This is a genomic window from Streptomyces sp. 11x1, from assembly GCF_032598905.1.
In the GTDB taxonomy this organism is placed as follows: domain Bacteria; phylum Actinomycetota; class Actinomycetes; order Streptomycetales; family Streptomycetaceae; genus Streptomyces.
This window is the reverse complement of record NZ_CP122458.1, coordinates 8554175-8577117: the sequence shown is the minus strand read 5'-3', so window position 1 is coordinate 8577117 and position 22943 is coordinate 8554175. Positions and strand designations below refer to the sequence as shown.

The 22943-nt window shown below is 72.1% G+C and carries 18 protein-coding genes and 1 pseudogene; 7 read left to right on the top strand and 12 right to left on the bottom strand.

All coding sequences use genetic code 11. The features are described from left to right. Positions 1 to 270: 270 nt before the first annotated feature. The 4 genes and pseudogenes from P8T65_RS37665 to P8T65_RS37650 all read right to left on the bottom strand — a co-directional run bounded on the left by P8T65_RS37665 (position 271) and on the right by P8T65_RS37650 (position 4817). Entirely contained in the window at positions 271 to 1110 is an 840-nt protein-coding gene (locus P8T65_RS37665; RefSeq protein ID WP_316731851.1) for a slipin family protein, read from the bottom strand. Between the two features lie 198 nt (positions 1111 to 1308). Next, positions 1309 to 2211: a S1 family peptidase gene (locus tag P8T65_RS37660; RefSeq protein ID WP_316729759.1), complete on the bottom strand. Its 903-nt coding sequence runs from the start codon at positions 2209 to 2211 to the stop codon at positions 1309 to 1311. A gap of 589 nt (positions 2212 to 2800) precedes the next feature. Beyond that, a pseudogene (locus P8T65_RS37655) lies at positions 2801 to 3524 on the bottom strand (FMNH2-dependent monooxygenase); the annotation flags it as partial. 42 nt (positions 3525 to 3566) lie between these two features. Beyond that, complete coding sequence (locus P8T65_RS37650) at positions 3567 to 4817, bottom strand: DUF5685 family protein (RefSeq protein ID WP_316729758.1); 1251 nt, start codon at positions 4815 to 4817, stop codon at positions 3567 to 3569. A 303-nt stretch (positions 4818 to 5120) separates the two neighbouring features. Between P8T65_RS37650 and P8T65_RS37645 the strand changes: the two genes are divergently transcribed. Then, a complete protein-coding gene (locus P8T65_RS37645; RefSeq protein ID WP_184895921.1) occupies positions 5121 to 5564 on the top strand; it encodes a cell division protein SepF in 444 nt (147 codons plus the stop codon). Between the two features lie 53 nt (positions 5565 to 5617). Here the strand turns inward: P8T65_RS37645 and P8T65_RS37640 are convergent, their stop codons facing one another. Beyond that, positions 5618 to 6787: an acyl-CoA dehydrogenase family protein gene (locus tag P8T65_RS37640; RefSeq protein ID WP_316729757.1), complete on the bottom strand. Its 1170-nt coding sequence runs from the start codon at positions 6785 to 6787 to the stop codon at positions 5618 to 5620. Between the two features lie 95 nt (positions 6788 to 6882). Next, entirely contained in the window at positions 6883 to 8493 is a 1611-nt protein-coding gene (locus P8T65_RS37635) for an MFS transporter (RefSeq protein WP_316729756.1), read from the bottom strand. A 325-nt stretch (positions 8494 to 8818) separates the two neighbouring features. Between P8T65_RS37635 and P8T65_RS37630 the strand changes: the two genes are divergently transcribed. Further along, positions 8819 to 10036: a glycosyltransferase family 39 protein gene (locus P8T65_RS37630; RefSeq protein ID WP_316729754.1), complete on the top strand. Its 1218-nt coding sequence runs from the start codon at positions 8819 to 8821 to the stop codon at positions 10034 to 10036. A 228-nt stretch (positions 10037 to 10264) separates the two neighbouring features. Next, the gene (locus P8T65_RS37625) at positions 10265 to 11302 is read left to right on the top strand and encodes a phosphatase PAP2 family protein (RefSeq protein WP_316729752.1); all 1038 of its coding nucleotides are present in this window, start codon (positions 10265 to 10267) and stop codon (positions 11300 to 11302) included. 104 nt (positions 11303 to 11406) lie between these two features. Here the strand turns inward: P8T65_RS37625 and P8T65_RS37620 are convergent, their stop codons facing one another. After that, complete coding sequence (locus P8T65_RS37620; protein ID WP_230218798.1) at positions 11407 to 11622, bottom strand: I78 family peptidase inhibitor; 216 nt, start codon at positions 11620 to 11622, stop codon at positions 11407 to 11409. 384 nt (positions 11623 to 12006) lie between these two features. On the opposite strand from P8T65_RS37620, the gene ctaD reads away from it, so the two are divergent. Next, positions 12007 to 13737 (top strand): cytochrome c oxidase subunit I, encoded by a 1731-nt coding sequence (ctaD, locus tag P8T65_RS37615; protein ID WP_316729749.1) that lies wholly within the window; start codon positions 12007 to 12009, stop codon positions 13735 to 13737. Here the strand turns inward: ctaD and P8T65_RS37610 are convergent. The 5 genes from P8T65_RS37610 to P8T65_RS37590 all read right to left on the bottom strand — a co-directional run bounded on the left by P8T65_RS37610 (position 13646) and on the right by P8T65_RS37590 (position 18826). After that, positions 13646 to 14656, bottom strand: coding sequence for a YafY family protein (locus tag P8T65_RS37610; protein WP_316729748.1), 1011 nt, complete (start codon positions 14654 to 14656; stop codon positions 13646 to 13648). The two genes, ctaD and P8T65_RS37610, sit on opposite strands and share 92 nt — an antisense overlap. Before the next feature lie 56 nt (positions 14657 to 14712). Continuing rightward, entirely contained in the window at positions 14713 to 15552 is an 840-nt protein-coding gene (locus P8T65_RS37605) for a hypothetical protein (protein WP_316729747.1), read from the bottom strand. Further along, positions 15549 to 16808 (bottom strand): glycosyltransferase family 4 protein, encoded by a 1260-nt coding sequence (locus P8T65_RS37600; protein ID WP_316729746.1) that lies wholly within the window; start codon positions 16806 to 16808, stop codon positions 15549 to 15551. Before P8T65_RS37600 ends, P8T65_RS37605 begins: the two co-directional genes overlap by 4 nt. Positions 16809 to 16980: 172 nt before the next feature. Then, entirely contained in the window at positions 16981 to 18273 is a 1293-nt protein-coding gene (locus P8T65_RS37595; RefSeq protein WP_316729745.1) for an ABC transporter substrate-binding protein, read from the bottom strand. Further along, positions 18248 to 18826 carry a hypothetical protein gene (locus P8T65_RS37590; RefSeq protein ID WP_316729744.1) on the bottom strand — a complete coding sequence of 193 codons (579 nt, stop codon included), beginning with the start codon at positions 18824 to 18826 and terminating at the stop codon, positions 18248 to 18250. The genes P8T65_RS37595 and P8T65_RS37590 overlap by 26 nt, the downstream gene beginning before the upstream one ends. Before the next feature lie 131 nt (positions 18827 to 18957). On the opposite strand from P8T65_RS37590, the gene P8T65_RS37585 reads away from it, so the two are divergent. From P8T65_RS37585 to P8T65_RS37575, 3 genes are read left to right on the top strand one after another with little or no spacing between them, the layout of a single operon-like run. Continuing rightward, positions 18958 to 19443, top strand: a complete 486-nt coding sequence (locus P8T65_RS37585) for a hypothetical protein (RefSeq protein WP_316729743.1) — start codon at positions 18958 to 18960, stop codon at positions 19441 to 19443. Further along, on the top strand, positions 19443 to 22256 hold the full coding sequence (locus P8T65_RS37580; RefSeq protein WP_316729742.1) for a branched-chain amino acid ABC transporter permease/ATP-binding protein: 2814 nt from the start codon (positions 19443 to 19445) through the stop codon (positions 22254 to 22256). Before P8T65_RS37585 ends, P8T65_RS37580 begins: the two co-directional genes overlap by 1 nt. Continuing rightward, entirely contained in the window at positions 22253 to 22894 is a 642-nt protein-coding gene (locus tag P8T65_RS37575) for an ATP-binding cassette domain-containing protein (RefSeq protein WP_316729741.1), read from the top strand. The genes P8T65_RS37580 and P8T65_RS37575 overlap by 4 nt, the downstream gene beginning before the upstream one ends. Positions 22895 to 22943: the final 49 nt, after the last annotated feature.

Genomic DNA, 22943 nt, shown 5'->3' with positions numbered 1-22943 from the left:
GCGCGCACCGAGGGCGCACGCCCCGTATGTCATTACCGTCCGGTAACGCCCCACCTGCCGGTCACAGGAATTCGCACTGCAAACACGCGAAGCAACGACCTCGTCCACAACGGGTGAGGTCTAGTCCTGGCTGAAAATCATCTACAGCTGGAGGGGGCTTCTCGCGTGGGCCGACGAAAAGCACGGGGCGAAGCCCCTGCTTTTCAGGGGCGCGGGGAACTGCGCGAGAACCCCCACCGACCCGCGGCCGCCCCCCAACCGCCCCACTCCCTACGGCACGACCGGCGGCTCCGACACCCCAGGCCCACCCGTCGCCCCCTGAACCGTCGGCGTCCCCTGCACCGGCGGAGCCACCTGCGCCCGCTCCAGGAACCGCAGCAACTCCACCGGGAACGGCAGGACGAGCGTGGAGTTCTTCTCGGCGGCCACCGCCACCACCGTCTGCAGCAGCCGCAGTTGCAGCGCGGCAGGCTGCTCGGACATCTGCTGGGCCGCCTCCGCCAGCTTCTTGGACGCCTGCAACTCCGCGTCGGCGTTGATGACCCGCGCCCGCCGTTCCCGGTCGGCCTCGGCCTGCCGCGCCATGGACCGCTTCATGGTCTCGGGCAGCGAGACGTCCTTGATCTCGACCCGGTCGATGGTGACGCCCCACTCGACCGCCGGGCTGTCGATCATCAGCTCCAGCCCCTGGTTGAGCTTCTCCCTATTGGAGAGCAGATCGTCCAGCTCGCTCTTGCCGATGATGGACCTGAGCGAGGTCTGCGCCATCTGGGAGACGGCGAAACGGTAGTCCTCCACGCGCACGATCGCGTCCGCCGCCGAAGTCACCTTGAAGTACACGACGGCGTCCACCCGCACGGTGACGTTGTCACGGGTGATGCCCTCCTGCGCAGGCACCGGCATCGTGACGATCTGCAGGTTGACCTTCTGGAGCCGGTCGACGAACGGCACGATCATCGTGAAGCCGGGCTCCCGCACCTGTGGCCTCAGCCGGCCGAGCCGGAAGACCACCCCCCGCTCGTACTGCTTCACGACCCGGGCCGCCGACATCACATAGACCGCGCCGACGGACGCGAGGGCCACCCCCGCCGTCACCAGCTCCTCGACCATCACGGCCCCCCAGGGTCCGAAGTGGGCGTATGAGAGGGAGTACAGGTCGACGGTAACCCCGCCGCCGGAACGAGGGCGAGCCCCCGCACACCATGTGTGCGAGGGCTCGCCTGCTGCCGACTGCGGCTGGGTGGGGGGTCGGCGCCGGGCGGAAGAGCGCCGGCTCCGTTCAGCCTGTCGATCCGCCGGTCTGCCGGCCTAGTAGACCGAGACGCCGTAGGCGCTCAGGGCCTCGGTGACCGGCTGGAAGAAGGTCGTGCCGCCGGAGCTGCAGTTGCCGCTGCCGCCGGAGGTCAGACCGTACGCCACACCGTTGCTGCCGTAGAGCGGGCCGCCGGAGTCGCCGGGCTCGGCACAGACCGTGGTCTGGATCATGCCGTAGACGATGTCGCCGCCGCCGTAGTTCACGGTCGCGTTGAGAGCGGTCACGCGTCCGGTGCGGGTACCGGTGGTGGAGCCGGTGCGAATGACGTTCGTGCCCACGCTCGGGGTGGCCGCGCTGGTGATGTCCACGTTGCCCGCCGTGCCGTCCTTGGCGATGGACGTGTTGCTGTAGCGCACGAGACCGTAGTCGTTGATCGGGAAGCTCGACCCGGCGGTCGGGCCGAGGACCGTGGTGCGGCCGGAGTTGGAGTACCAGGTGCCCGCGCCGTCGGTGCAGTGACCGGCGGTCACGAAGTAGTACGTACTCCCGCTGCGGACGTTGAAGCCCAGGGAGCAGCGCCAGCTACTCGCATAGATGGCGTCGCCGCCCTTGATCAACTTGTTGAACTTGCCCGGGGTCCGCTTGATCGTCAGGGCGTCGGCGTTCTCGCCCGCCGCCTTCTTGATCTTCGCGAGCTCGCCCTGGGAGACGGTGCTGTCGATGGTGACGACGAGCCTGTCCGTCGCCGGGTCGATCGCCCAGGCGGTGCCCGGGACATCGGCCTTGAGCACCGATGAGCTGGCGCTCTTGAGCTCGGAGGCGCTGAACGTCTGGGTGCCTGCCGCGTTGGCGGTGGGGACCGTGACGGCGGCTGCGGCCGCGAGTCCGGCGGTCACGGCGATCAGCCGGGTCCGTCTCGCTATGCCGCTGCGGGGGGTCGTGCGCTTGATCCTCACTGTTCGTTCCCTCCAAAGGGAAGTCGGGGGCCCGCGTGGGGTCGGGGCCCGTGAGGCGCAGATCAGGGGCATCGGTCCGGATTCCGGACACGCCGTGCCCCTGACAAGGCGCTGGGGGGAAGTATTCGGCCGTACCGCCGACCCACGCAAGGGTGCCTTTCGGCCTCTCGGAACCCAACCGGCGCGCCCTCCATGCCAGTTGATCCCACCAGGCCATATGTACGGGTTCTATGTGAATCCTTGTCGGCTCCCGGAGGGATCGGCTGACGGGTCGTCGGAGCAGGCCGCAGGGCCCGGAAGCGTTGATCACCACTATCGTCGGCCGCGGTGGAGGCCACCGCCCGAGGCGCCCGGTCGGAGTACCCGGGTCCACCGCCCGGGGGTGTCCGGAACTGATGGGTTGGGCCGTTCAGCCGCTCGGTTCCGCCACCCGGGGTTCCGGGACGGCGGATCGCCCCCCGCCGGACCGCCCGGACACATGGCCGCGCGGCTGCCCGAATGCCACGGGAGGGGACCGGCCCCCGATCCATGACCTGCAAGCCCCCCTGATCACGGACCCACTTGGCGAGCCGCATGCGTCGGCCGTCCGTCATGACGCTCCCCCTGCCACGACGTGCCGGTGGGCGGGCCGGGCGAGGCCCAGGTGCTCGCGCAGCGTGCTGCCCGGGGAGAAGGTGCGGAACAGTCCACGGTGCTGGAGCAGCACCACCGTCCCGTTGACGAGTCGCTCCAGGTCACGGCGCGGCTCGACGGGCACGAGATGGAACCCGTCCGTGGCCCCGGCCCGGTGCCCAGTCGGCGATGAGCTCGGCGAGGGCGACGGGGCCGCCCCGGTACAGGCGGACCGTCCGTGGTCCGGCGCGGCCCTCCCCCGCCGTGGCCCGGCTCGGCCGCGTGCTCCCCGCCACCGAGATCCACGCGCAGACTCACCAGCACCCGCAGCTCGCCGGGGTCCCGCCCGGCCCCGGCCGCCCCGTCCCGCAGCTCCGTCCGTACGGCGTGGGCGTGGGCCGGGTCGGCGAGCCGCAGAAGTGCCACGTCCGCGTAGCGGGCGGCGGCCCCACGACTCTCCGCCTCGGTCGCGTCGACGATCCCGCACGGGCTGCCCCTGCGGCGGCGCGCCCCACGTCGAAGCCCGCTGTGCCGGGACCCCAGGACCCTCGGCATCCGCGGCATCCGCGGCACCCCCGGAGCCGACGTGACACGTCTTCACCAGCCCGCTCTCCTCCTCCATGTCATCCGCGCCCCGGCGCCTCGATCCACCACCCGGCCCGCCCCCGGCTGACCCGGTCGAGCGCCGCCACGACCGCCTCCCCTCGCGTTCCCCTCTTTACCGGTCCCGCGCGGCTGCCCTCTCAGCAGTCACAGCCACAGCACTCGCACGCGTCACAGCAGTCGCAGTCCCGGCAGATGCCTTCGCGCTTCTTCCGGGACCAGGGACCCTCGTACTCCTTCGCACAACACATCTGGCAGGTGCAGCACAGCAGCGTGAACATCCCGCACCCCGCCCAGAAGCCCCGCCGCCTCGGTGGCTGGGGCGCCGGCCCACCACCCCCGCCACCGCCGGGGCCCGCGCCACCTCCGCCGAACGGATTCCCACCACCACCGGCATACGGATGCCCGCCGTCCCCCGCGTACGGATTGCCCCCGCCCCCGGCATAGGGGGCACCGGCGCCGCCCGCGTACGGATTGCCCGGCACCGCCCCGCCCTGCTGGTGCGCCCCGCCCGGCCGATGCGCGGAGCACGTCGGCACGGCCCCGAACGCCCGGTCCACCGACCTGCGCAGCTCGTGCACCAGGAGCAGATGGGCGAGCTTGCCGTCGACGAACTCGGCCTCGCGCAGGGCGAGGCGGATGCCGTGCAGGGCGTCGTCGGCGAGCCTTCGGGCCTCGGTGAGGGAGGTGCCGGTGGCGGTCAGCGGGTTCCACGCGCCGGCGGCGGCGTCGGCGGCCCGGTCCTCCACCGCGTCCAGCAGATGGGCGAGCCGCCCGAAGAGGCGTCCGGCCTCGGCGAGCGGTTCGGCGTTGCCCGGCCGTCCGGCCAGGATCGCGGTGTGCGCGAACGCCGCCGCGGTCGCCGTCTCGGTCGGTTCGGTGACCGTCAGCAGCGGGGTGCCGGGGCCGACGAGCGCCTCGATCCCGAGCTGCCGGTCCACGGAGTCGACCAGCACCGCCGTGTCGAACCCGATGTCCGCTGCCGTACGCGCCCCCGCGCGCCCCCAGTTGGTCGCGATCCGGCGCGCGGCGTGCGCCACCGGCTTGCGCGCGAGCAGTCCATCCCCATCGGCGACATGGTCACGGACCTTGGCCGAGGCGAGCACCAGCGAGACGGCGGCGGCGAGCCGCGCGCCCTCACCCCGCGCCACGGAGGCGGTGCGCATCCCGCGCAGCGGACAGGGTCCGGCGGTACGCCGCCGGTCGGTGGTGCGCTCGGCCTGAGCCTCCGTCAGAACCGAGACCAGCAAACCGTCGTAATTGGTGACGATCCGAGCGAACTGTCCATGGTCTCCGCGCAGTGCGAGGCAGAGCCCGCACAGATGCGCCATCCATTGCGTCCGCAGCCCCTCGCCCAGCCGATGGCTACAGGGCCTCACGATTCCGAACACGACACTCCCCCGTGTCTCCCGGCGCCTTCGCGCGCCCGTCGGCGTCGCCGCATCGTAGCCGCCGGAACGTTCACCCGGACGCAGCAGGACTCACCCAGACACCGCGAACAATATTATTTCACTCCCTGTCAGCAGGTGTGTACAGCGGAGCCCTTGGGGCACATGGACTCTCGACGAATTCGTTCTGCACCAGTACCGTCACGAAACCCCCGTGCGGCGTCTATCCACTTGGCGAGACATCCGCATCATGGACGACGATAGGGATGCGGAAAGCACGAAAGACCGCTGCGAGAGGAGGCGTCCATGGGATCGGTGCGCAAGGCGAGTGCCTGGCTTGGCCTCGTCGACGACAACGATGACGAGCGTTACTACGACGACGACTACGCCGATGAGCGGGAGTCCGGCTCCGGCGAGGCCTGGGTCACCGACCCTCGTGTCAAGGTCGCGTCCGAGTCCGCGCAGGAGCACGGCCGCCGGATCGGTACGGTCACGCCGGACAGCTTCCGTGACGCCCGGCACATCGGCGAGCTCTTCCGGGACGGCGTCCCGGTCATCATGAACCTCACGAACATGGAGCCCGCCGACGCCAAGCGTGTCGTCGACTTCGCGGCCGGCCTGATCTTCGGTCTGCGCGGGTCGATCGAGCGCGTGTCGAACCGTGTGTTCCTGCTGACCCCCGCCGACACGGAGATCGTCAGCGGCGAGGTCGCGAGCCGTCCGGTGGACGGCTTCTTCAACCAGAGCTGAGGCAGGGCCGCTCGCCGGCCCGTCCTTGCGGTGCCCGGGTCACCGGACGCGGCTCACCGGAAGGCGTCGAGTCCGGTGAGCGCCTTGCCCAGCACCAGTTGGTGCATCTCGACGGTGCCCTCGTAGGTGAGCACGGACTCGAGATTCGTCGCGTGCCGCATGATCGGGTACTCCAGGGAGATCCCGTTCGCGCCGAGAATCGTCCGGGCGGTACGGCAGATCTCGATCGCCTCGCGTACGTTGTTCAGCTTGCCGAAGCTGATCTGCTCGGGACGGAGCCGTCCCGCGTCCATCCGCCGCCCCAGATGGTGGGCGAGCAGAATCCCCTTGTGCAACTCGACCGCCATATCGGCGAGTTTGGCCTGGGTGAGCTGGAACGCCCCGATCGGCTTCCCGAACTGCTCCCGCGTCTTCGCATATTCGACGGCCGACTCGAAACAGGATCGCGCGGCGCCCATCGAGCCCCACACGATTCCGTAGCGGGCGTGCGAGAGACAACTCAGCGGGCCCTTCAGCCCCGTCACCTCCGGCAGCACGGCACCAGCGGGCAACCGCACGCCGTCCAGGACGAGTTCACTGGTGACCGACGCGCGCAGGGACCACTTGTGCTTGATCTCCGGCGCGGAGAACCCGGCCGTGTCGGTGGGCACGACGAAACCCCGCACACCCTCCTCGGTCCGCGCCCACACCACGGCGACCCCGGCGACGGACCCGTTGGTGATCCACATCTTCCGCCCGTCGAGGACCCAGTCGGAGCCGTCCCGCTTGGCGTAGGTACGCATCGACGCCGGATCGGAGCCGTGGTCGGGCTCGGTCAGCCCGAAGCAGCCGATGACCTCACCGGAGGCCATGCGCGGCAGCCAGGTCCGCTTCTGCTCCTCGCTGCCGAACCGGTGGATCGCGTACATCGCGAGCGACCCCTGCACGGAGACGAGCGAGCGGATCCCCGAGTCCGCGGCCTCCAGCTCCAGACAGGCGAGCCCGTACTGCACGGCGCTCGCCCCCGCGCACCCGTAGCCCTCCAGCGACATCCCGAGGGCGCCGATCGCCCCCAACTCCCGCGCCAGCCCCCGGATCTCCGGCAGTTCCCCCCGCTCGTACCATTCGGCCACGTACGGCAGCACCCGGTCCCCTGCCCAGCTGCGCACGGTGTCCCGCACGGCGAGTTCCTCGGGGTCGAGCAGATCGTCGAGGCCGAGGAGATCGGCGGGGTCGAAGCTCATGGGTGCACCTCCGGCTCAAAAACTAGCGACGCTAACCACCGTACCCGTCCGCATGCGCGGCCCACCCAGCATCGGCAGAGGGTGCCGGACGCGACTCAGCGCATCGACTCCGCGCGTACGGGCGCAGCCGGCTTCGCCTCCCGCTGCCCCGGCACCTCCGCGGATTTCCCGCACTCCATGCCCCGGGGCAGCCGCAGGGCCATCACCGCGCCGAGGACGAGCAGCGCGGCGCTCACCAGCAGTGTCACGTGCAGCCCGTGGACGAAGGAGTCGCGGGCGGCGTGCCGCAGGGCCTCACCCGAGGGCCCGCCCAGCCGGTCGGCGACCTCGTACGCCTCGCCCAGCGAGTGCCCGGCGGCGTGGGAGGCTGAGCTGGGCACCCCCGGCACGGACGACAGTCCGGGCGCGTACGCCGCGTTCATCACACTGCCGAGGAGTGCGATCCCGATTCCGGCGCCCAGTTGGTAGGAGGTCTCACCGATCGCCGCCGCCCCGCCCGCCGAGGACGCGGGCGCCTCGCTCAGCATCGACTCGTACGCCCCGAACAGGGTCGTCTCCAGGCCGAAGCCCAGCAGCACGAACCCGGCGAGCAGCAGCCCCGCGTTGTCGTGGCGTCCCATCGCGGTCAGCAGGACGACCGCGAAGGCGGTGAGGCAGAAGCCGAGGGACACCATGCGGCGGGGTCCGAAGCGGTGCAGCATGTGGGAGCCGACGAGCCCCGCGGCCATCGCGGCGACGGTCAGCGGCAGCAGGCGCAGCCCCGTCTCCAGCGGGGACAGGCCGAGGACCAGCTGCAGATACTGCGCGGCGATCAGTTCGAGTCCCACCAGCGCGAGCATGGCGAGGACGATGCAGCCGACGGAGGTGCTGAACGCGGGCCGCGCAAACATCCGCAGGTCGACCAGCGGATGCCTCCGGCGCCGCTGCCGTCGCACGAACACGATCAGCAGGGCGGCGCCGCCGAGGAGGGCGAGCGCGGTGCCCGGGTCGAACGGCGGGTGGCCGCCGCCGAGCCGCTTGACGCCGAGGACGACGCCGAAGAGCCCGAGCGCGGCCATCAGGGCGCCGATCACGTCCCAGGGGCCGTCGCGGTCGCCCGTCGACTCGGGCAGCAACAGCCGTCCGATCGGCAGACTGACCAGCATCAGCGGGATGTTGACGAGGAAGACCGAACCCCACCGGAAGTGTTCCAGCAGGAAGCCGCCGAGAAGGGGTCCGACGGCCGCGCCCACGGCGGCGACCGCGCTCCAGACGCCGATCGCGAGCGCCCGTTCGCGGCGGTCGGGGAAGACCTGCCGCAGGATCGACAGCGTCGCGGGCATGATCATCGCGCCGCCGCCGCCGAGCAGGGCGCGGGCCGCGATCAGCACGTGCGGGGTGTCCGCGAAGGCGGCGAGGGCGGAGGCGACGCCGAAGAGGGCGTAGCCGAGGAGGAGGATCCGTCTGCGGCCGACCCGGTCGCCGAGCGTGCCGAAGAGGATCAGCAGCGAGGCGCAGACCAGCGGGTAGACATCGACGATCCAGAGCAGCTCCATGGCGCTCGGCTTGATGTCCTCGGTGACCGCGGGCACCGCCACGTGCAGCACGGTGGCGTCGACGGCGACGAGCAGCAGGCTGACGCAGAGGACGACGAGGACGACCCAGCGGTTTGCACCGGCCCCGGTGCCCCGACGGCGTCGCGAAACGGCCGTGGGTGTCCCGGACATGTACGTACCTCCCAGATGCTCTCGCGTTCGGCGGAACCGGCGGGGCGGGGACTCCCCGGTGGTCACGGCCCGGGCGGAGCGGGGTCCCGGGCCCGCGCAACGAAAGGCGAGCGAGCCGTCAGCGTACGCGAGTTCCCGCCGGCGGAACGTGGTGGGTGTCTCATGGAACCCTCATGTGACGTGTGGCATACGCCACGCCCCGGGCCGCCCACGGGTCCTCCAGGGCTCCTTCATCACTCGTCCGTGGTCCCTCGGTCACGGTCCATCACGGACCACCACGTGACGGCGTCCCGGCCGGTTCCTGGCACCGTCGATAATCGAGCGCGTGACCGATCTAGCCACGCGCCCGGCGGCGCCCCTCCTGAGGCGGGCCGCCCCCGCGCTTCTCGGGTACGCGGCCGTGCGCGCCCTGGGCCTCGTCGTCCTCGCCGTCTGGAGCGCGGCACGCGACAAGAGCGCCCTGACGCTGCTGTCGGCCCGCTGGGACTCGCTCTGGTACACCCGCGTCGCCGAGCTCGGGTACGGCTACGAGGTGCGGCTGCCGAACGGCGACGTCCACTCGAACCTGGCCTTCTTCCCGCTGCTGCCCTGGCTGGAGCGGGCGGTGTCCGCGGTGACCCCGCTGTCGTACGCCCACGCCGGTCTCGCCGTCGGCACCCTCGCCTCGCTCGCCGCTGCCTGGGGGATCTTCGCGGTCGCGGACCGGGTGTACGGGCGCCGGGTCGGTGTGTGCGCGGTGCTGCTGTGGGCGGTGCTGCCGGTCGGCGTCGTGCAGTCGATGGCGTACACGGAGTCCCTGTTCACCGCGCTGGCCGCATGGTCGCTGTACGCCGTCCTCACCGGCCGCTGGGTGACGGCGGGCGTCCTCGCGGCGCTCGCCGGGCTGACCCGCCCGGTGGGGCTCGCGGTGGTGGCGGCGGTGTGGGCGGCGGCGATCGCGTCGTACGTGGAGGAGCGCCGACGCACCCTCCCGCGCGCCGGGGACCCCGGCCCCACTCCCCCGTTCGTACGAAACCGGAGTACCGAATCATCAGGAAGCGCTCGTCCAGGGGTGCGCGCCCCCGGGATGCTCCTCGCGCCTCTGGGTGCCCTCGGGTACGTCCTGTGGGTCGGCCACCGCACGGGCGGGGGCCCGCTCGGCTACCTGGACGTGCAGGCGGGGTGGCGCAACGGCTTCGACGGCGGCTACGCCTTCGCCCGTTTCGTCGCCGACAAGTTCACGTCGTTCCCGTCGGCCCTGGCGGGGGTCGCGCTGATCATCGGAGTGGCGTTGATCATTTGGCTGTACGCGGTCTGTGTACGTCAGGGGCAGCCGCTCCCGCTGCTGGTCTACGCGGGGGTCGTCACCGCGCTGGCGCTGTGCGCGTCGAGCTACTTCGGCTCGAAGCCCCGGCTGCTGATGCCGGCCTTCCCCCTGCTGCTGCCTCTCGCGCGCGCTCTCGCCGACGCGCGTACCTCCAGGTCAGCGGCGATCCTCGGGGGCGTCGCGGCGGTGTCGGCCGTCTACGGGGCGTTCTGGCTGAATGGCTCCGGTCCGCCGTGACGGACGGCGAGCGGACGGGTAATTCCGCGCGAGCAATCGGTGAACGAATTCAAAAGCGCCGCAAAACGACTGCTCAGTATTGGGCCATGGAATTGAAGGCCGAGTGGCGCAACGATTCGCCATTCGGCAGAAATAAACATCATTCTGAGAGGAATCCCACATCACGGCGTCATCACAAAGCCGGTGATTCACGCCGCGTCGGAGCTCACTCGCTGTAACGTCGATTGAGTGCGTACCGAACTAAAGCCGACCCGTCTGGACCGGGTCCTCTCCAGGCTGGACCGTGAGCCGGAACGACCGGCCCACATCGATGTACCGGTGATGACCCGCCACCGGGTGGTGCTGTTCGCCTCCACCCTGGCCTTCTACGTCGCCATCGTGTGGGCCGTCGTCGTCACCTCCTGGCTGGTCCGGCTCGACTGGCAGATCATGTTCTTCCGGCCGTACCAGCAGTGGCAGCAGATCCATGCCTTCCTGGACTACTACGTCGTCCTGGGCCAGCGCGGCCCCACCGCCGTGATGGTCGCCGCTTGGCTGGGCTGGCGCTCCTGGAGACAGCACACCCTGCGGCCGATGCTCGCGCTCGGCGTCTCGCTGCTGCTGCTCAACATCACCGTCGGCGCCGCCAAGCTGGGCATGGGCCGGCTCGGCCCGCACTACGCCACCGAGATCGGCTCCAACGAGATGTGGCTGGGCGGCGACATATTTCCTTCGGGACACACCGCCAACGCCGTGGTGACCTGGGGCATCCTGGCCTATCTGGCGTCCACGCCGAGAGCCAGGCGCTGGCTGTCGGCGCTGTCCGCCGTGATCTCGCTCGGCGTCGGTCTCACCACCGTCTACCTCGGTACGCACTGGTTGAGCGACGTCCTGCTGGGCTGGGCGGCCGGCCTGCTGATCATGCTGGCGCTGCCCTGGTTCGAGCCGCTGATCGCCCGCGCCGAGGTGTGGCTCTTCTCGCTGCGGGACACCTGGCGCGACCGTCGTGCGACACCCGCCCCGGCACCCGCCCCGGTGTCCGCGCCGACGCCCGCCGTGGGCCCGGCCCCGCTGCGGGCGTCCACCGAGGAGCCGGCGAGCGCCCGGGAGACCGGCATCGCGGCCCGTGCCGCCCATCCCCCGATCGTGCCGCTGCATCTGGCCCCCGGCCCACATCTGACCAGGTCGGAGCGGACCCCGGTGACTCCGCTCGGCACCCGGCGGCCGCCCCACGCGGACCGGGTGGGCCGCAACGCGGCCTCGGCCCGACCGGTCGCGGGCGGCTGACACGAGACAGCGGGACCCGGTACGCACAGCCCATGCCCCGCACGGCGAAGGCCCGGCTCCGAGGGGAGCCGGGCCTTCGCCCGTCCTCGGCCTGACGCTCGGGTTCAGCCCTTCCAGGCTCGCTTCACCCGGCCCTCCTCGACCTCCAGGTTCAGTCGGCCGAAGCGGTACTCCATGGTGATGATCGCGCCCGGCGGCAGCTTTCTGACCGTGGACCAGCCGCGGTCGGCGGCGCGGCGCTCGGCCTGCGACGCCTCCAGACCGACGTAGGCGTCGGGGTCGTCCCGGGGCTCTTCGGAAGGGGTGGGAAAGGGTGCCATGACCGCCACGGTAGGCGGCCCGGGGCCCCGCTGTCCCCCCGCAGTCACGCTTCTGTCACAGAACCACGACACCCGTTTCGGCCCAACGCAGTCACACGTACGAGCGGTTCCTTACGCCTACCGCGTGCTGTCGAACGTAATTCCCGGGCGCTTCGACACCATCGCGAATAGCCCGTCGGAAAGCATGTCCGGGGCCGTGTGTGTCCGGTGCATGTCCAGCCTTTTCCCACCGATTCCCGGACGGCTCCCGGAAGCCCCCACCTCATGGGAAATACACGGTTCCCACACACTTCCGCCGTACGCCCCCTGTCGGAGCGACCGGGGCACGCGCATCATGGCGTGCGTGCATCACGGGCCCAGGACGCGGCAGCGAAGGGGCGAGCGATGGGGACCGAGACCGCACAGGCGCCGGCGCGACCCGCGGGGGCGAAGACGCCGGGGCGGCTGGTGGTCGACTGGCTGACCACGACCGACCACAAGAAGATCGGCCACCTCTACCTGGTGACGTCCTTCCTGTTCTTCCTGGCGGCCGGTCTGATGGCGCTGGTGATGCGTGCCGAGCTGGCCCGGCCGGGCACCCAGATCGTGGACAACGAGCAGTTCAACCAGTTGTTCACCCTGCACGGCACGATCATGCTGCTGCTCTTCGCGACCCCGACCTTCGCCGGGTTCGCCAACGAGATCATGCCGCTCCAGATCGGTGCGCCCGATGTCGCCTTCCCCCGGCTGAACATGCTGTCGTACTGGCTGTTCCTGTTCGGCGGACTGATCGTGCTGGGCTCGCTGCTGGTGCCCACGGGGCCCGCCGACTTCGGGTGGTTCGCCTACGCGCCGCTGAACAGCGCGGAACGGTCGCCGGGGATCGGGGCCGACATGTGGATCATGGGGCTGGCGCTGTCCGGGTTCGGGACGATCCTCGGCGCGGTGAACTTCCTGACCACGATCATCGGGATGCGTGCCCCCGGGATGACGATGTTCCGGATGCCGATCTTCACCTGGAACACGCTGTTCACGTCGATCCTGATCCTGATGGCGTTCCCGGTGCTCGCCGCCGCGTTGCTGGTCCTGGAGGCGGACCGGCGGTTCGGCTCGCAGGTCTTCGACGCGGCCAACGGCGGCGCGCTGCTGTGGCAGCACCTCTTCTGGTTCTTCGGGCACCCGGAGGTCTACATCATCGCCCTGCCCTTCTTCGGGATCATCACTGAGATCATCCCGGTCTTCAGCCGCAAGCCGATCTTCGGCTATCTGACGCTGGTCGGGGCGACGATGGCGATCACCGGGCTGTCGGTGGTGGTGTGGGCGCACCACATGTTCGCCACGGGCGCGGTGCTGCTGCCGTTCTTCTCGTTCATGAGCTTCCTGATCGCCGTGCCGACGGGGGTGAAGTTCTTCAACTGGACGGGGACGATGCTGAAGGGCTCGCTGTCCTTCGAGACACCGATGCTGTGGGCGACCGGCTTCCTGGTGTCGTTCCTCCTCGGCGGGCTGACCGGGGTCATCCTGGCCTCGCCGCCCATGGACTTCCACGTCACCGACTCGTACTTCGTGGTCGCGCACTTCCACTACGTCGTCTTCGGCACGGTCGTCTTCGCCACCTTCGCGGGGTTCTCCTTCTGGTGGCCGAAGTTCACCGGGAAGCTGCTCGACGAACGGCTCGGCAAGATCCAGTTCTGGACACTCTTCGTCGGGTTCCACACCACGTTCCTGGTGCAGCACTGGCTGGGCGCCGAGGGCATGCCCCGGCGGTACGCGGACTATCTGGCCGCCGACGGGTTCACGGCCCTCAACACGGTCTCGACGATCGGCTCCTTCCTGCTGGGCCTGTCCACGCTGCCGTTCCTCTACAACGTCTGGAAGACCTCCCGGTACGGCGTGAAGGTCGACGTGGACGACCCGTGGGGCTACGGCCGGTCGCTGGAGTGGGCGACCTCGTGTCCGCCGCCGCGCCACAACTTCGTGACGCTGCCCCGGGTGCGTTCCGAGTCCCCGGCGTTCGACCTGCACCATCCGAGGTTCGCGGCGATCACCCCGCCGCAGACCCGGAGGGGCCAGGAGCGGACACCGCACCCCCGGTTCGGTCAAGAGCGGCCGACAGGCGGTCCCGAAGGGTCCTGACGGTCTCGGTCAGCCCCTCCGGTTCGACGACCTCGAAGTCGACGCCGGTCATCATCACGTGGATGGCCATCACGTCGAGGCTGGGGGCACCGGTGCGCAGCAGACAGCTGTGCTCGTCGTAGGGCTCCAGGGTGCCCGCCGAGGGCGAGATCCGCTCGGCGGCCTCGTGGAGGGGCACCAGCAGCCGTACGACGGCCTGCGAGGCGTACGCGCCCCGGGAGACGCCTTTGGAGACGTACGCGGCGAGGTCCTCGGCCGGTGGCTCGCGGGGCGGGAAGCGCGGCCCGTGGGGCGGCTTGGGCGTGACGCGGTCGACGCGGAAGGTGCGCCAGTCGGCGCGGTCGACGTCCCAGGCGACCAGGTACCAGCGGCGCTCGGTGCACACCAGACGGTGCGGCTCGACGGTCCGGCGGGTGGCGGTGCCCCCGTGGTCGCGGTACTCGAACCGCAGCCGCTCGGCGTCCCGGCAGGCGTTCGCGAGCTCGGTGAGGACCGCCGGGTCGACGGCGGAGAGCTGCGGGCCGCGCATCAGCGGGACGGTGAAGGCGTTCAGGGCGCCCACCCTGCGGCGCAGCCGGCTCGGCAGCACCTGTTCGAGCTTGGCGAGGGCGCGTACGGAGGACTCGCCGATGCCGTCGATGCCCTGGCCGGCGGCCGAGCGCAGCCCGACGGCCACCGCGACCGCTTCCTCGTCGTCGAGGAGCAGCGGCGGCAGTTCGGCGCCGGCGCCGAGTTGGTAGCCGCCGCCGGTGCCGGGGCTGGCGTTGACCGGGTAGCCCAGTTCGCGCAGCCGGTCGACGTCCCTGCGGACCGTGCGCGCGGTGACGCCGAGCCGGTCGGCGAGTTCCGGGCCGGACCATTCGCGGTGGGCCTGCAGCAGCGAGAGCAGCCTCAGGAGCCGTGCCGATGTCTCCAACATGGGGGCGAGTCTGCCAGCGGTCGAGGACAGGGAGTGTCCTCGACCGCCGGCCGGTTTCACGGGGCGGCGACGACCGTCACGGAGAGGTCGTTGCGGGCCGTGTAGTACGGCTCGCCCTCCACCGGGCCCTGCGCCGACTCGGCACGGGTCCTGGGGTAGACGAAGACCGGGTGCTTGTCGACGACGTCGTCGAGCAGCCGTGCGACGCGCGCCTTCGGGCCGTCCCCGCCCCGGGGCCGTAGCCACAGGTCCCAGTGGCCGGGGCGCAGGTCGCCGTAGGTCACGGTGAAGCGGACCTCTCCCCGGTCGTCGTGCGCGGTGAGGTCGGTCCGTACGGCGGCCAGCACGCCGTTCTGGTCGGTGAGCTCGGCGTACCCGTCGGCCGTGGCCTCGGTGCCGTACAGCCGGGCGGTCACCTCCAGACGTCCGTCGCCGATGTGCAGTGCGCCGGCCTCGGCGTGCGGGGAGCGCTCCCAGCTGCGGATGCTGAGGTTGCCGTGCTTGGTGCCGTACGGAATGCGGACGACGATCCCCTCCGCCGAGGCGGCCGGTGCGCGGTCGACGAGGGAGCGCAGGTCGTTGACGCCCGGGGCCAGGCGCCGGGGCTCGCCCTCGGCCGCCTCCAGGTAGACGTCCCACAAGCCCTCGGGGACGTGCACGCTGCTCGGCAGCGCGGCCCTCAGCCGGCCGTCGCCGGCCGGGGTGAGGGGCAGCCGCACCCGCTGGTCGTCGTCGCGACGGACGAGGAGCAGCTGGGCGGGGCCGGACGCAGTGTGGTCGGGGACCTCGAAGGTCAGGCCGCCCGCGAAGTCGGCCACGCAGTCGGTGCGGCGGGTCGTGGCCCTGTCCTCCTGGTCGTCGCTGTGCGTGGGCGGCTGCGGAGCCAGCGTCATCATGCGGTGCGCCCCTTCTTGAGGGCGCGTCCGGCATCCCGAACGGCGTACGCCCCACCGAGCAGAGCGCCACGGGTGCGGTGCAGTGAGCCGCGCATCCGGCCCGCCGAGGAGGCACCGCCGCGGGCGACGAGGTCGCCGAAGAGCGTCTCGTAACGCTCGGCGATACGGGACGGGTCGAAGCGCTCGGAGTCCTTGAGCGCGGCGTGCGCCATCTGCTGACGCCGGTCGTCGTCGTTGATGAGCTCCAGGAGACCGTCGGCGATGGCCTTGACGCTGCCGACCTTGACCAGGCGGCCGTCGACGCCGTCGTCGATGATCTCGCCGGGGCCGTGCGGGCAGTTGGTGGAGACCACCGGGAGCCCGCAGCGCATGGCCTCGACGATCGTCATGCCGAACGACTCCAGGCTGGAGGTGACGGCGGCGACGGAGCCCTTGGCCCACTCGGGCTCGATGGGGTTGGCGGGACCCATCAGGTAGACGTGGTTGTAGAGGCCCAACTTGTCGACGAGGGCGCGGAGTTTGTCCTTCTGCTTGCCGCCGCCGTAGATCCTGAGGCGCCAGTCGGGCCGCTCCTCGCACACCTTGTCGAAGGCCTTGATCAGCAGGTCGTACCGCTTGACCGGGGCGAGCCGTCCGGCGGCGACGACCCACTTGCCGGTGCCGTCCGCCGGGTCGATGCCGGGTGCGGGCACCGGGTTGGGCACGGCCTGGACGCGGACGCCGGGCAGCCGCATCTTCGAGCCGTAGGCGCGCGCGTCGGCCTCGGTGGTCGTGGTGAGGGCGTCGAGCCTCGGGTAGACGCCGCGCAGGGTGGCGCGCAGGGCCGGTGAGTGACTGTCGAGCGTGAGGTGTTCCTGGCCGACGCGGATGGGGCCACGACGGGCCTGCTTCGCCATGTGCACGTTCAGTCCGGGCCGGGTGCCGACCAGGACGTCGGCGTCGACCGAGGCGAGGTGCTCGGCGATGCGCCGGTCGGTCATGACGCTGTACTGCCCGTAGCGGCCCTCGGCGCGCGGGAAGGCCTTGGCGGGGCGGTCCAGGTCGGCGTGGCCCTCGTCGGCGCCGCCCTCCCGGATGTCGACGAGCCCGCGCAGCCGCACCCGCGGATCGACGTCGAACACCGGCTCGTCACGGTGGCGGAAGACGGAGACGATCTCCACGTCGTGCTGTTCGGCCAGGGTGTTCGCCAGGTTGTACGTCGTGCGGATCGTTCCCCCGATCCCGTACGCGTTGTGTATCAGGAAAGAAATGTGCATGCGTCCCCCGAACCCCCTGCTTTACCTGGTCATCCGTCAATGGTGCTGCTGGTCCAGCGCCGTACGGTTAGACCCGGCCTCCCCGGGAACGGTTGGACGTCATCATCAACTTGTTTTTGAACGGTTGTCCGATCGATAGCCGGAAGAGGCAACCCGTTCGCCTCATCACGCATCAGGGGCTGTAGGGAAGTTGGGGAACGTCGAAGCAGGTGTCGTTCATGTCGCCCTGGCTCACCCACCCCTCGCCGTCCCGCCAGCGGGCCACCGACACACAGGTCCGGCGCGTCGTCGGCGGCTCGGCGAGCCGCTCGAAACGGACGGGGACGAGCAGCCCGTCGGCGCTGTAGGGCTCGTCGCGGTTCATGAACCGGTCGACGCACGCGCGGGTGACGCCCTCCGCGCTCCCCGCGCACGATCTCGCCGCGTCCGTGAACCACATCGCGGCAGCCCAGCCCTCCAACTGCCACTGGGAGTGCGTCTTCAGGTCCTTCGTCGCGTCCTGGAACTCCCGTACGGCCGGGTCGCCGACGTCCGCGTGGTTGCGGCTGGAGCCGGTGGCCCACAGGGCGTTGCGGCAGCGCGGGGCGTCCTTGTACTCCTCGGCGACCGCGGAGGTCCAGTTCTGGACGTTGGTGACCTTGGCGGTGGCCTCGGCCCCCACCTCGTCCATCGCCTGGCAGAGCCGGGCGTTGCCGTGGCCGTCGATGGCGTCGAAGACCAGGTCGGCGCCCCGCTCCTTGATGTCGGCGGCGGCCGCCCGGAAGTTGGGCAGCGCGAAGTCGACCTGCTCGGTGACCACTTGGTACCCCTCGGCCTTCAACCCCTGGACGATCAGACGGGCGTAGGCGGCCGACGCCGACTGGTTGTAGGAGACGACGGCGGCGGTGCGGGCGCCGTGCTCACGCTTGAAATAGCGGTAGACCTCGGTGCCGCCGTACTGCTTCCCGTCCCAGCCGGTCGTGCCGTCCCGGGGCGCGAGGCTGCCGTAGACGCTGTACAGATACGGGTACGTGTCGTACGCCGGTCCGATGGGCTGGCCCCCGATGTCCGGCACGCGCGCGCGTGCGACCCGGGCGGCGCCCGCGTAGTCGAGGGCGGTGGTGGCGACCAGCGCCACCACTCCGTCCTCCTCGACGAGCCGGTGCACGCACTCGTTGTTGCCGACACCGCTGCCCCCGTCGTCGCACTCCCGCACCTCGACGCGGCGGCCGTCGATGCCGCCGCGCGCGTTGAGCGCGGCGAACCAGGCCTTCGCGCCGTCGCGCGGCCCGGTGAACGCCGTGCCGCCGACCGGGCTGGTGACGCTGGTGATGATCCCGACGCGCAGCGGCTCACGGCTCGACGGGGCGGACGTGGCGCTCCCCCGCTCGAAGTCGCTCTCCGGGAGCCGGCTGCCGCAGGCCGTGGCCAGCAGGAGCAGCAGGCCGGCGGCGGCCGTCTCAGCAGCCCGGGCCCGGTGTCGCATTGCCGCTCAGCGCGACCAGCCCGCACAGGGTCTTGACGGACACCTTCCAGGTGCCGTCCTGCTCGACGGCCGTGCCCGCCGCGTCCGGCAGCGCCGTGGCGCCCTCCAGCAGCAGGGTGTACGTGACGTCGGCGCCGGTCGCGGAGGTGAACTCGACCTTCTTGACCTCCGCCTCGACCTGCCCGCCCCGCTCGTCACCGCTGAACGCCGCGAGGACCGGGCCCATCTTCTCGCCGTTCTCCAGAACGGCCTGCTTCTCCTCCGTCGAGGTGCCCGGGTCGAAGAACGCCTTCCAGTTCTTCTTGATCTCCTTCTCGGCCGCCGCCGGGTCCGCGGGTCCGCTCGCGCTCGTGGTCTCCTCGGCGGGTTCGCTCGCCGTCCGTTCCACCGTGGGGGTCGGCGGGGCGCTGCCACCGCCGCCACCGCTGTCGTCGCTGCACGCCGCGAGGGCCGGGGCGAGGAGGAGGACCAGGGCGGCCGCCAGGGCCGTTCCCCGTCCCGCCGCCCCGGATCCGCGTCCGTTCGCCCGCCTGAGGTCGCTCCCGAGAACCATCTGGCTCACCACCGGGTGTCGGTCCGGGCGGCATGCGCCCGGTTCTTTCAGGGTCAGCTTGCAGAAGGCATAGTGCAAGCCATCGGCTGCGATGGACAGACACACGACGTGTGGGAGCCCGGATGCCCCGGATGCGGACAGCCCGACCACGGACCGCCCACCCCGTCCTCTGGGCCGGCTGGGCCGCGCTCGCCGGCGGCGCGGTGCTGTGCGTCGTCGGCTGGTACGGCGTCTCCGGTGAGCGCTTCGCCGAACGGCAGCTCCCGTATCTGGCGTCCTGCACGGTCCCCGGCGCCGCGCTGATCGTCGCGGGCGCGGTCCTCCTCTCGCACGGAGGCAACGCCCAGGCCGCCTCGCGGGTCGAGGAGTTGTACGGCCTCCTGGTCGCCGCCGAGCCCGACGACGACGGGTCCGCGCGGGCTCCGGCCGGCCCCCTCGCCACCAGCGGCACCCTGCTGATGGTGCCGGGCGGCACGCTCTGGCACCGCGCCGACTGCCCGCTGGTGGCCGGGAAGGCGGAGGCGGTCCCGGCGGACTCCCGGGTGCTGACGAGCGGCGCCCTGCGACCGTGCCCGATCTGCGAGGCACCCTCCCGGGGCGACTCCGCGGAGGGCTGATGGCGTCGCTGACGTACGACCTCACGCTGGCGGGGCTGTCGGTCGGCAGCGCGGCGGCCCTCACCGGGATCGGCCTGATCGTGACCTACCGGGCCACCGGCGTGCTCAACTTCGCGCACGGGGCGATCGCCGTGGTGTGCGCGTATCTGCTGCGCCAGTTCACCGTGGAGTGGGGATGGCCCCTGTGGCCGGCCGCGGCGGTGACCCTGCTGGTCGTGGCCCCCTCGATCGGTCTGGTCCTGGAACGCCTCGTCTTCCGCCCGCTCGCCGTGCTCGGCGGTGACCCGGCGCGCACCCTCGTCGCGTCCATCGGCGTCTTCGTCCTCCTCGTCGGCGTGACCGCGCTGCTGTGGGGGCTGGGCGCGCGGGACGACGCGCCGACGCTGATCTCCGCCGATCCGTGGGGCCAGCTGGCCGTGGCGCTCACTGTCGCGGCGGCCGTGGGGGCGCTCACCCGCTGGACGCGGTTCGGCCGGGAGCTGCGGGCCGTCGTCGACGACCGCTCCCTCGCCGTGCTCGGCGGCATCGACGCGGACCGGGTCGCCGCCGCGGGCTGGGCGTTCGGCTCCTTCACGGCGGGCCTGACGGGCGTCCTGCTGGCGCCGTACGTACGCCTCGACCCGTACGGCATGCCGCTGCTGGTGATGGAGGTGGTGGCCGTGGCGGTCGCCGCCCGGATGCGGAGCCTGCCGGTGGCCGTGCTGGTCGCGCTGGGCGTCGCGGTCGCGCAGGCCCAGCTGACCCGGTTCCATCCCTCGGGCTGGGCGGAGCCGTTGCTCCAGGCCGTGGGCGCCAACCTCTTCGTGGTCGCCCTCCTCGTGGCGGCCCTGGTCCTGCCGGGGGTGGGCGATCGCGACGCGCTGCCCCGCACGGCGACCGTGCGGGGCGGCCCACCCGCCGCCGCGTGGCTCGTGGCGCTCCTGCTGTTCCTGATCCCGCTGGGCTTCGCGGGCCAGGACCTGCACACGGCCGTCCAGGTGCCGGCGCTGGGCGTGGTCCTGCTCTCCCTGGTGGTGGTGACGGGCCGAGGCGGCCAGATCTCCCTGGGCCAGGCGGCCTACGCGGGTCTGGGCGCCCTGTTCACGGCCCTCCTCGCGGCCGGCCGTTTCCCGTTCCTCCCCGGCCTGCCCGAACCGGCCGCGCTCCTGGTGGCCGTCCTCCTGGTGGCCCCCCTCGGCCTGCTCACCGGCCGGCCCGCCATCCGCCGTCACGGCCTGGCGCTGGCACTGGCCACGTTCGCCGTGGGCGTCGGCGTGAGCCGCTTCGTCTTCGCCCAGCCGTACGCGACCTCGGGCCTCACGGTCTCCCGGCCCCCGGGCTTCGAGGGAGACCGCGCCTACTACGTCCTGGAGTTGGGCCTCCTCTGCCTCGCCCTGCTCGCCACCCACGCCCTGCGCCGGGGCCGCACGGGCAGAGCGCTCGCCGCCGTGCGGGACCACGAGCCGGGCGCGTCGGCGGCGGGCGTGCGCGTCCCGTCGCTGAAACTCACGGCGTTCGTCGCGGGCGCCGCCCTCGCCGCGCTCGGCGGCGGCATGCTCGCGATGGGGGTCCGCGCCTTCGACCCCGTCGCCTACGACCCCGTCCGCAGCCTCCTCTGGTTCGCCGCGGTCGTCGTCCTCGGGGCCGACAGTTCCCTCGGCGCCCTCGCGGCGGCCGCCCTGCTGGTCGGTCTGGACGCGGGCACCGAGGGCGGCGTGGCCGTCGCGGTCATCGGCGTCCTGGCCGTCCTGGTCGGCCGCTTCCCCGGCGGCCCGTACGAGGCGGTGCGGGACGGGTTCGCCCGCCTGCGGCCGGGGAGACGCGCGCTCACCGCGACGGGGCTGCGCGCTCGGGATCGGGTGCGTGCGGGGGCGGCGGCCGGGGTACGGCGGAGGGGGCTGGTGGTTGGGGCACGCCCCGTGGGCCGCGGCGGGGAGCCGTCCGGTGCCGCGCACCAGCCGCCCGGGGCCGACGCGGGCACCGCCAACGCGGGCACCGCCGACACCTGCACGGGCACCGGCCACACGCCCGGCGGTCGCGCGGGCGCCCCTCCCCTCCCTGCTGCCCTCGGTCGGCGCGGTCCCGCCCAGGCCGCCCGCACCCCCATCGGTCACGCCCCGCGTCCCTCCCGTCCCGCCGCCTCCCCCGCTCCCTCCCTCCGAGCCCGCCGGCTCCGGCTCCGCTACGGCGAGTTCACCGCGCTCGACGGCGTCGACCTCGACGTCCTGCCGGGGCGGGTCAGCGCGGTCGTGGGTCCCAACGGTGCCGGGAAGAGCACCCTCTTCCACTGTCTCGCCGGCACGCTGCGGCCGGACAGCGGGCGGGTGAGACTCGGCGAGCGGGACATCACCCGGCTGCCCGCGCACGCCCGTACCCGCCTCGGCATCGCTCGGACGTTCCAACAGCTCGCGGTCTTCCCGTCGTTGAGCGTGGCGGACAACGTACGCGTGGGCGCCGAGCAGGGGAGGGTCGCCGATCCCGGGGCCGTGGAGCGGGCGTTGCGCCTGTTCGGGCTGGACGGGGCGGTGCGGACGGCACCGGCGGCCGGGCTGCCGACCGGCACGCTGCGACGGGTCGAGCTGGCGCGTGCGCTCGCCGGCAGCCCCCGCGTGCTGCTGCTCGACGAGCCCGCCGCCGGCCTCGACTCGGCCGAGGTGGCCTCCCTCGCCCGCGTCCTGCGCGCCCTCGCCGACGACGGCACGGCCCTGCTCGTCGTCGAGCACGACCTCGACCTCGTCATGGAACTCGCGGACGTCGTCCACGTCATGGCGGCGGGCCGGATCGTCACCTCCGGCCCGGCCGACCACGTCCTCGCCCCGGAGGCCGGACGATGACCCTCGTCTCCCTCCGCCGCGCCCGCGTCCGCTACGGCCCGCTGGAGGTCCTGCACGGGCTCACCCTCGCCGCCCCGGGCCCCGGCCTCACCGTGCTGCTCGGCCGCAACGGCTCCGGTCGTACGACCGCGTTGCGGGCGCTCGCCGGGACGGTCCCGCTCTCCGCGGGTGCCGTGGTGTGGGACGGTGCCGACATCACCAGGACACCCGCGTACGAGCGGGCCCGGCGGGGCCTGGTCCTCGTACCGGAACGACGGGCCGTCTTCGGCTCGCTCACCGTGCGCGAGAACCTCGAACTCACCGAGCCCGACCTCTCCGACGCCCTGCGCGCCTACCCGGAGCTCGAAGCCCTGCTCCCCCGTCGCGCGGGCACCCTCTCCGGCGGCGAGCAGCGGATGCTCGCCCTCTCCCGGGTCCTGTCGGCCCGGGCGCGTGTGGTGCTCGTCGACGAACCCGCCCAGGGCATGTCACCCACGGTCGCGGCCCGCACGTACGAGCTGCTGGGCGGCCTCGACGCCTGCGTGATCGTGGCCGAGCAGCGCCTGCCGCCGGGGCTGCGCGCGGTACCGGGCGTCCTCGTGTACGAACTCCGGCGCGGGGCACTGGCGTTCGGCGGGGAGGCGACCGAACTGCCCTGACGCCGCACGGCGGTCAGCCGGCGGCGCTCAGCCGACAGGACTCGGCCGA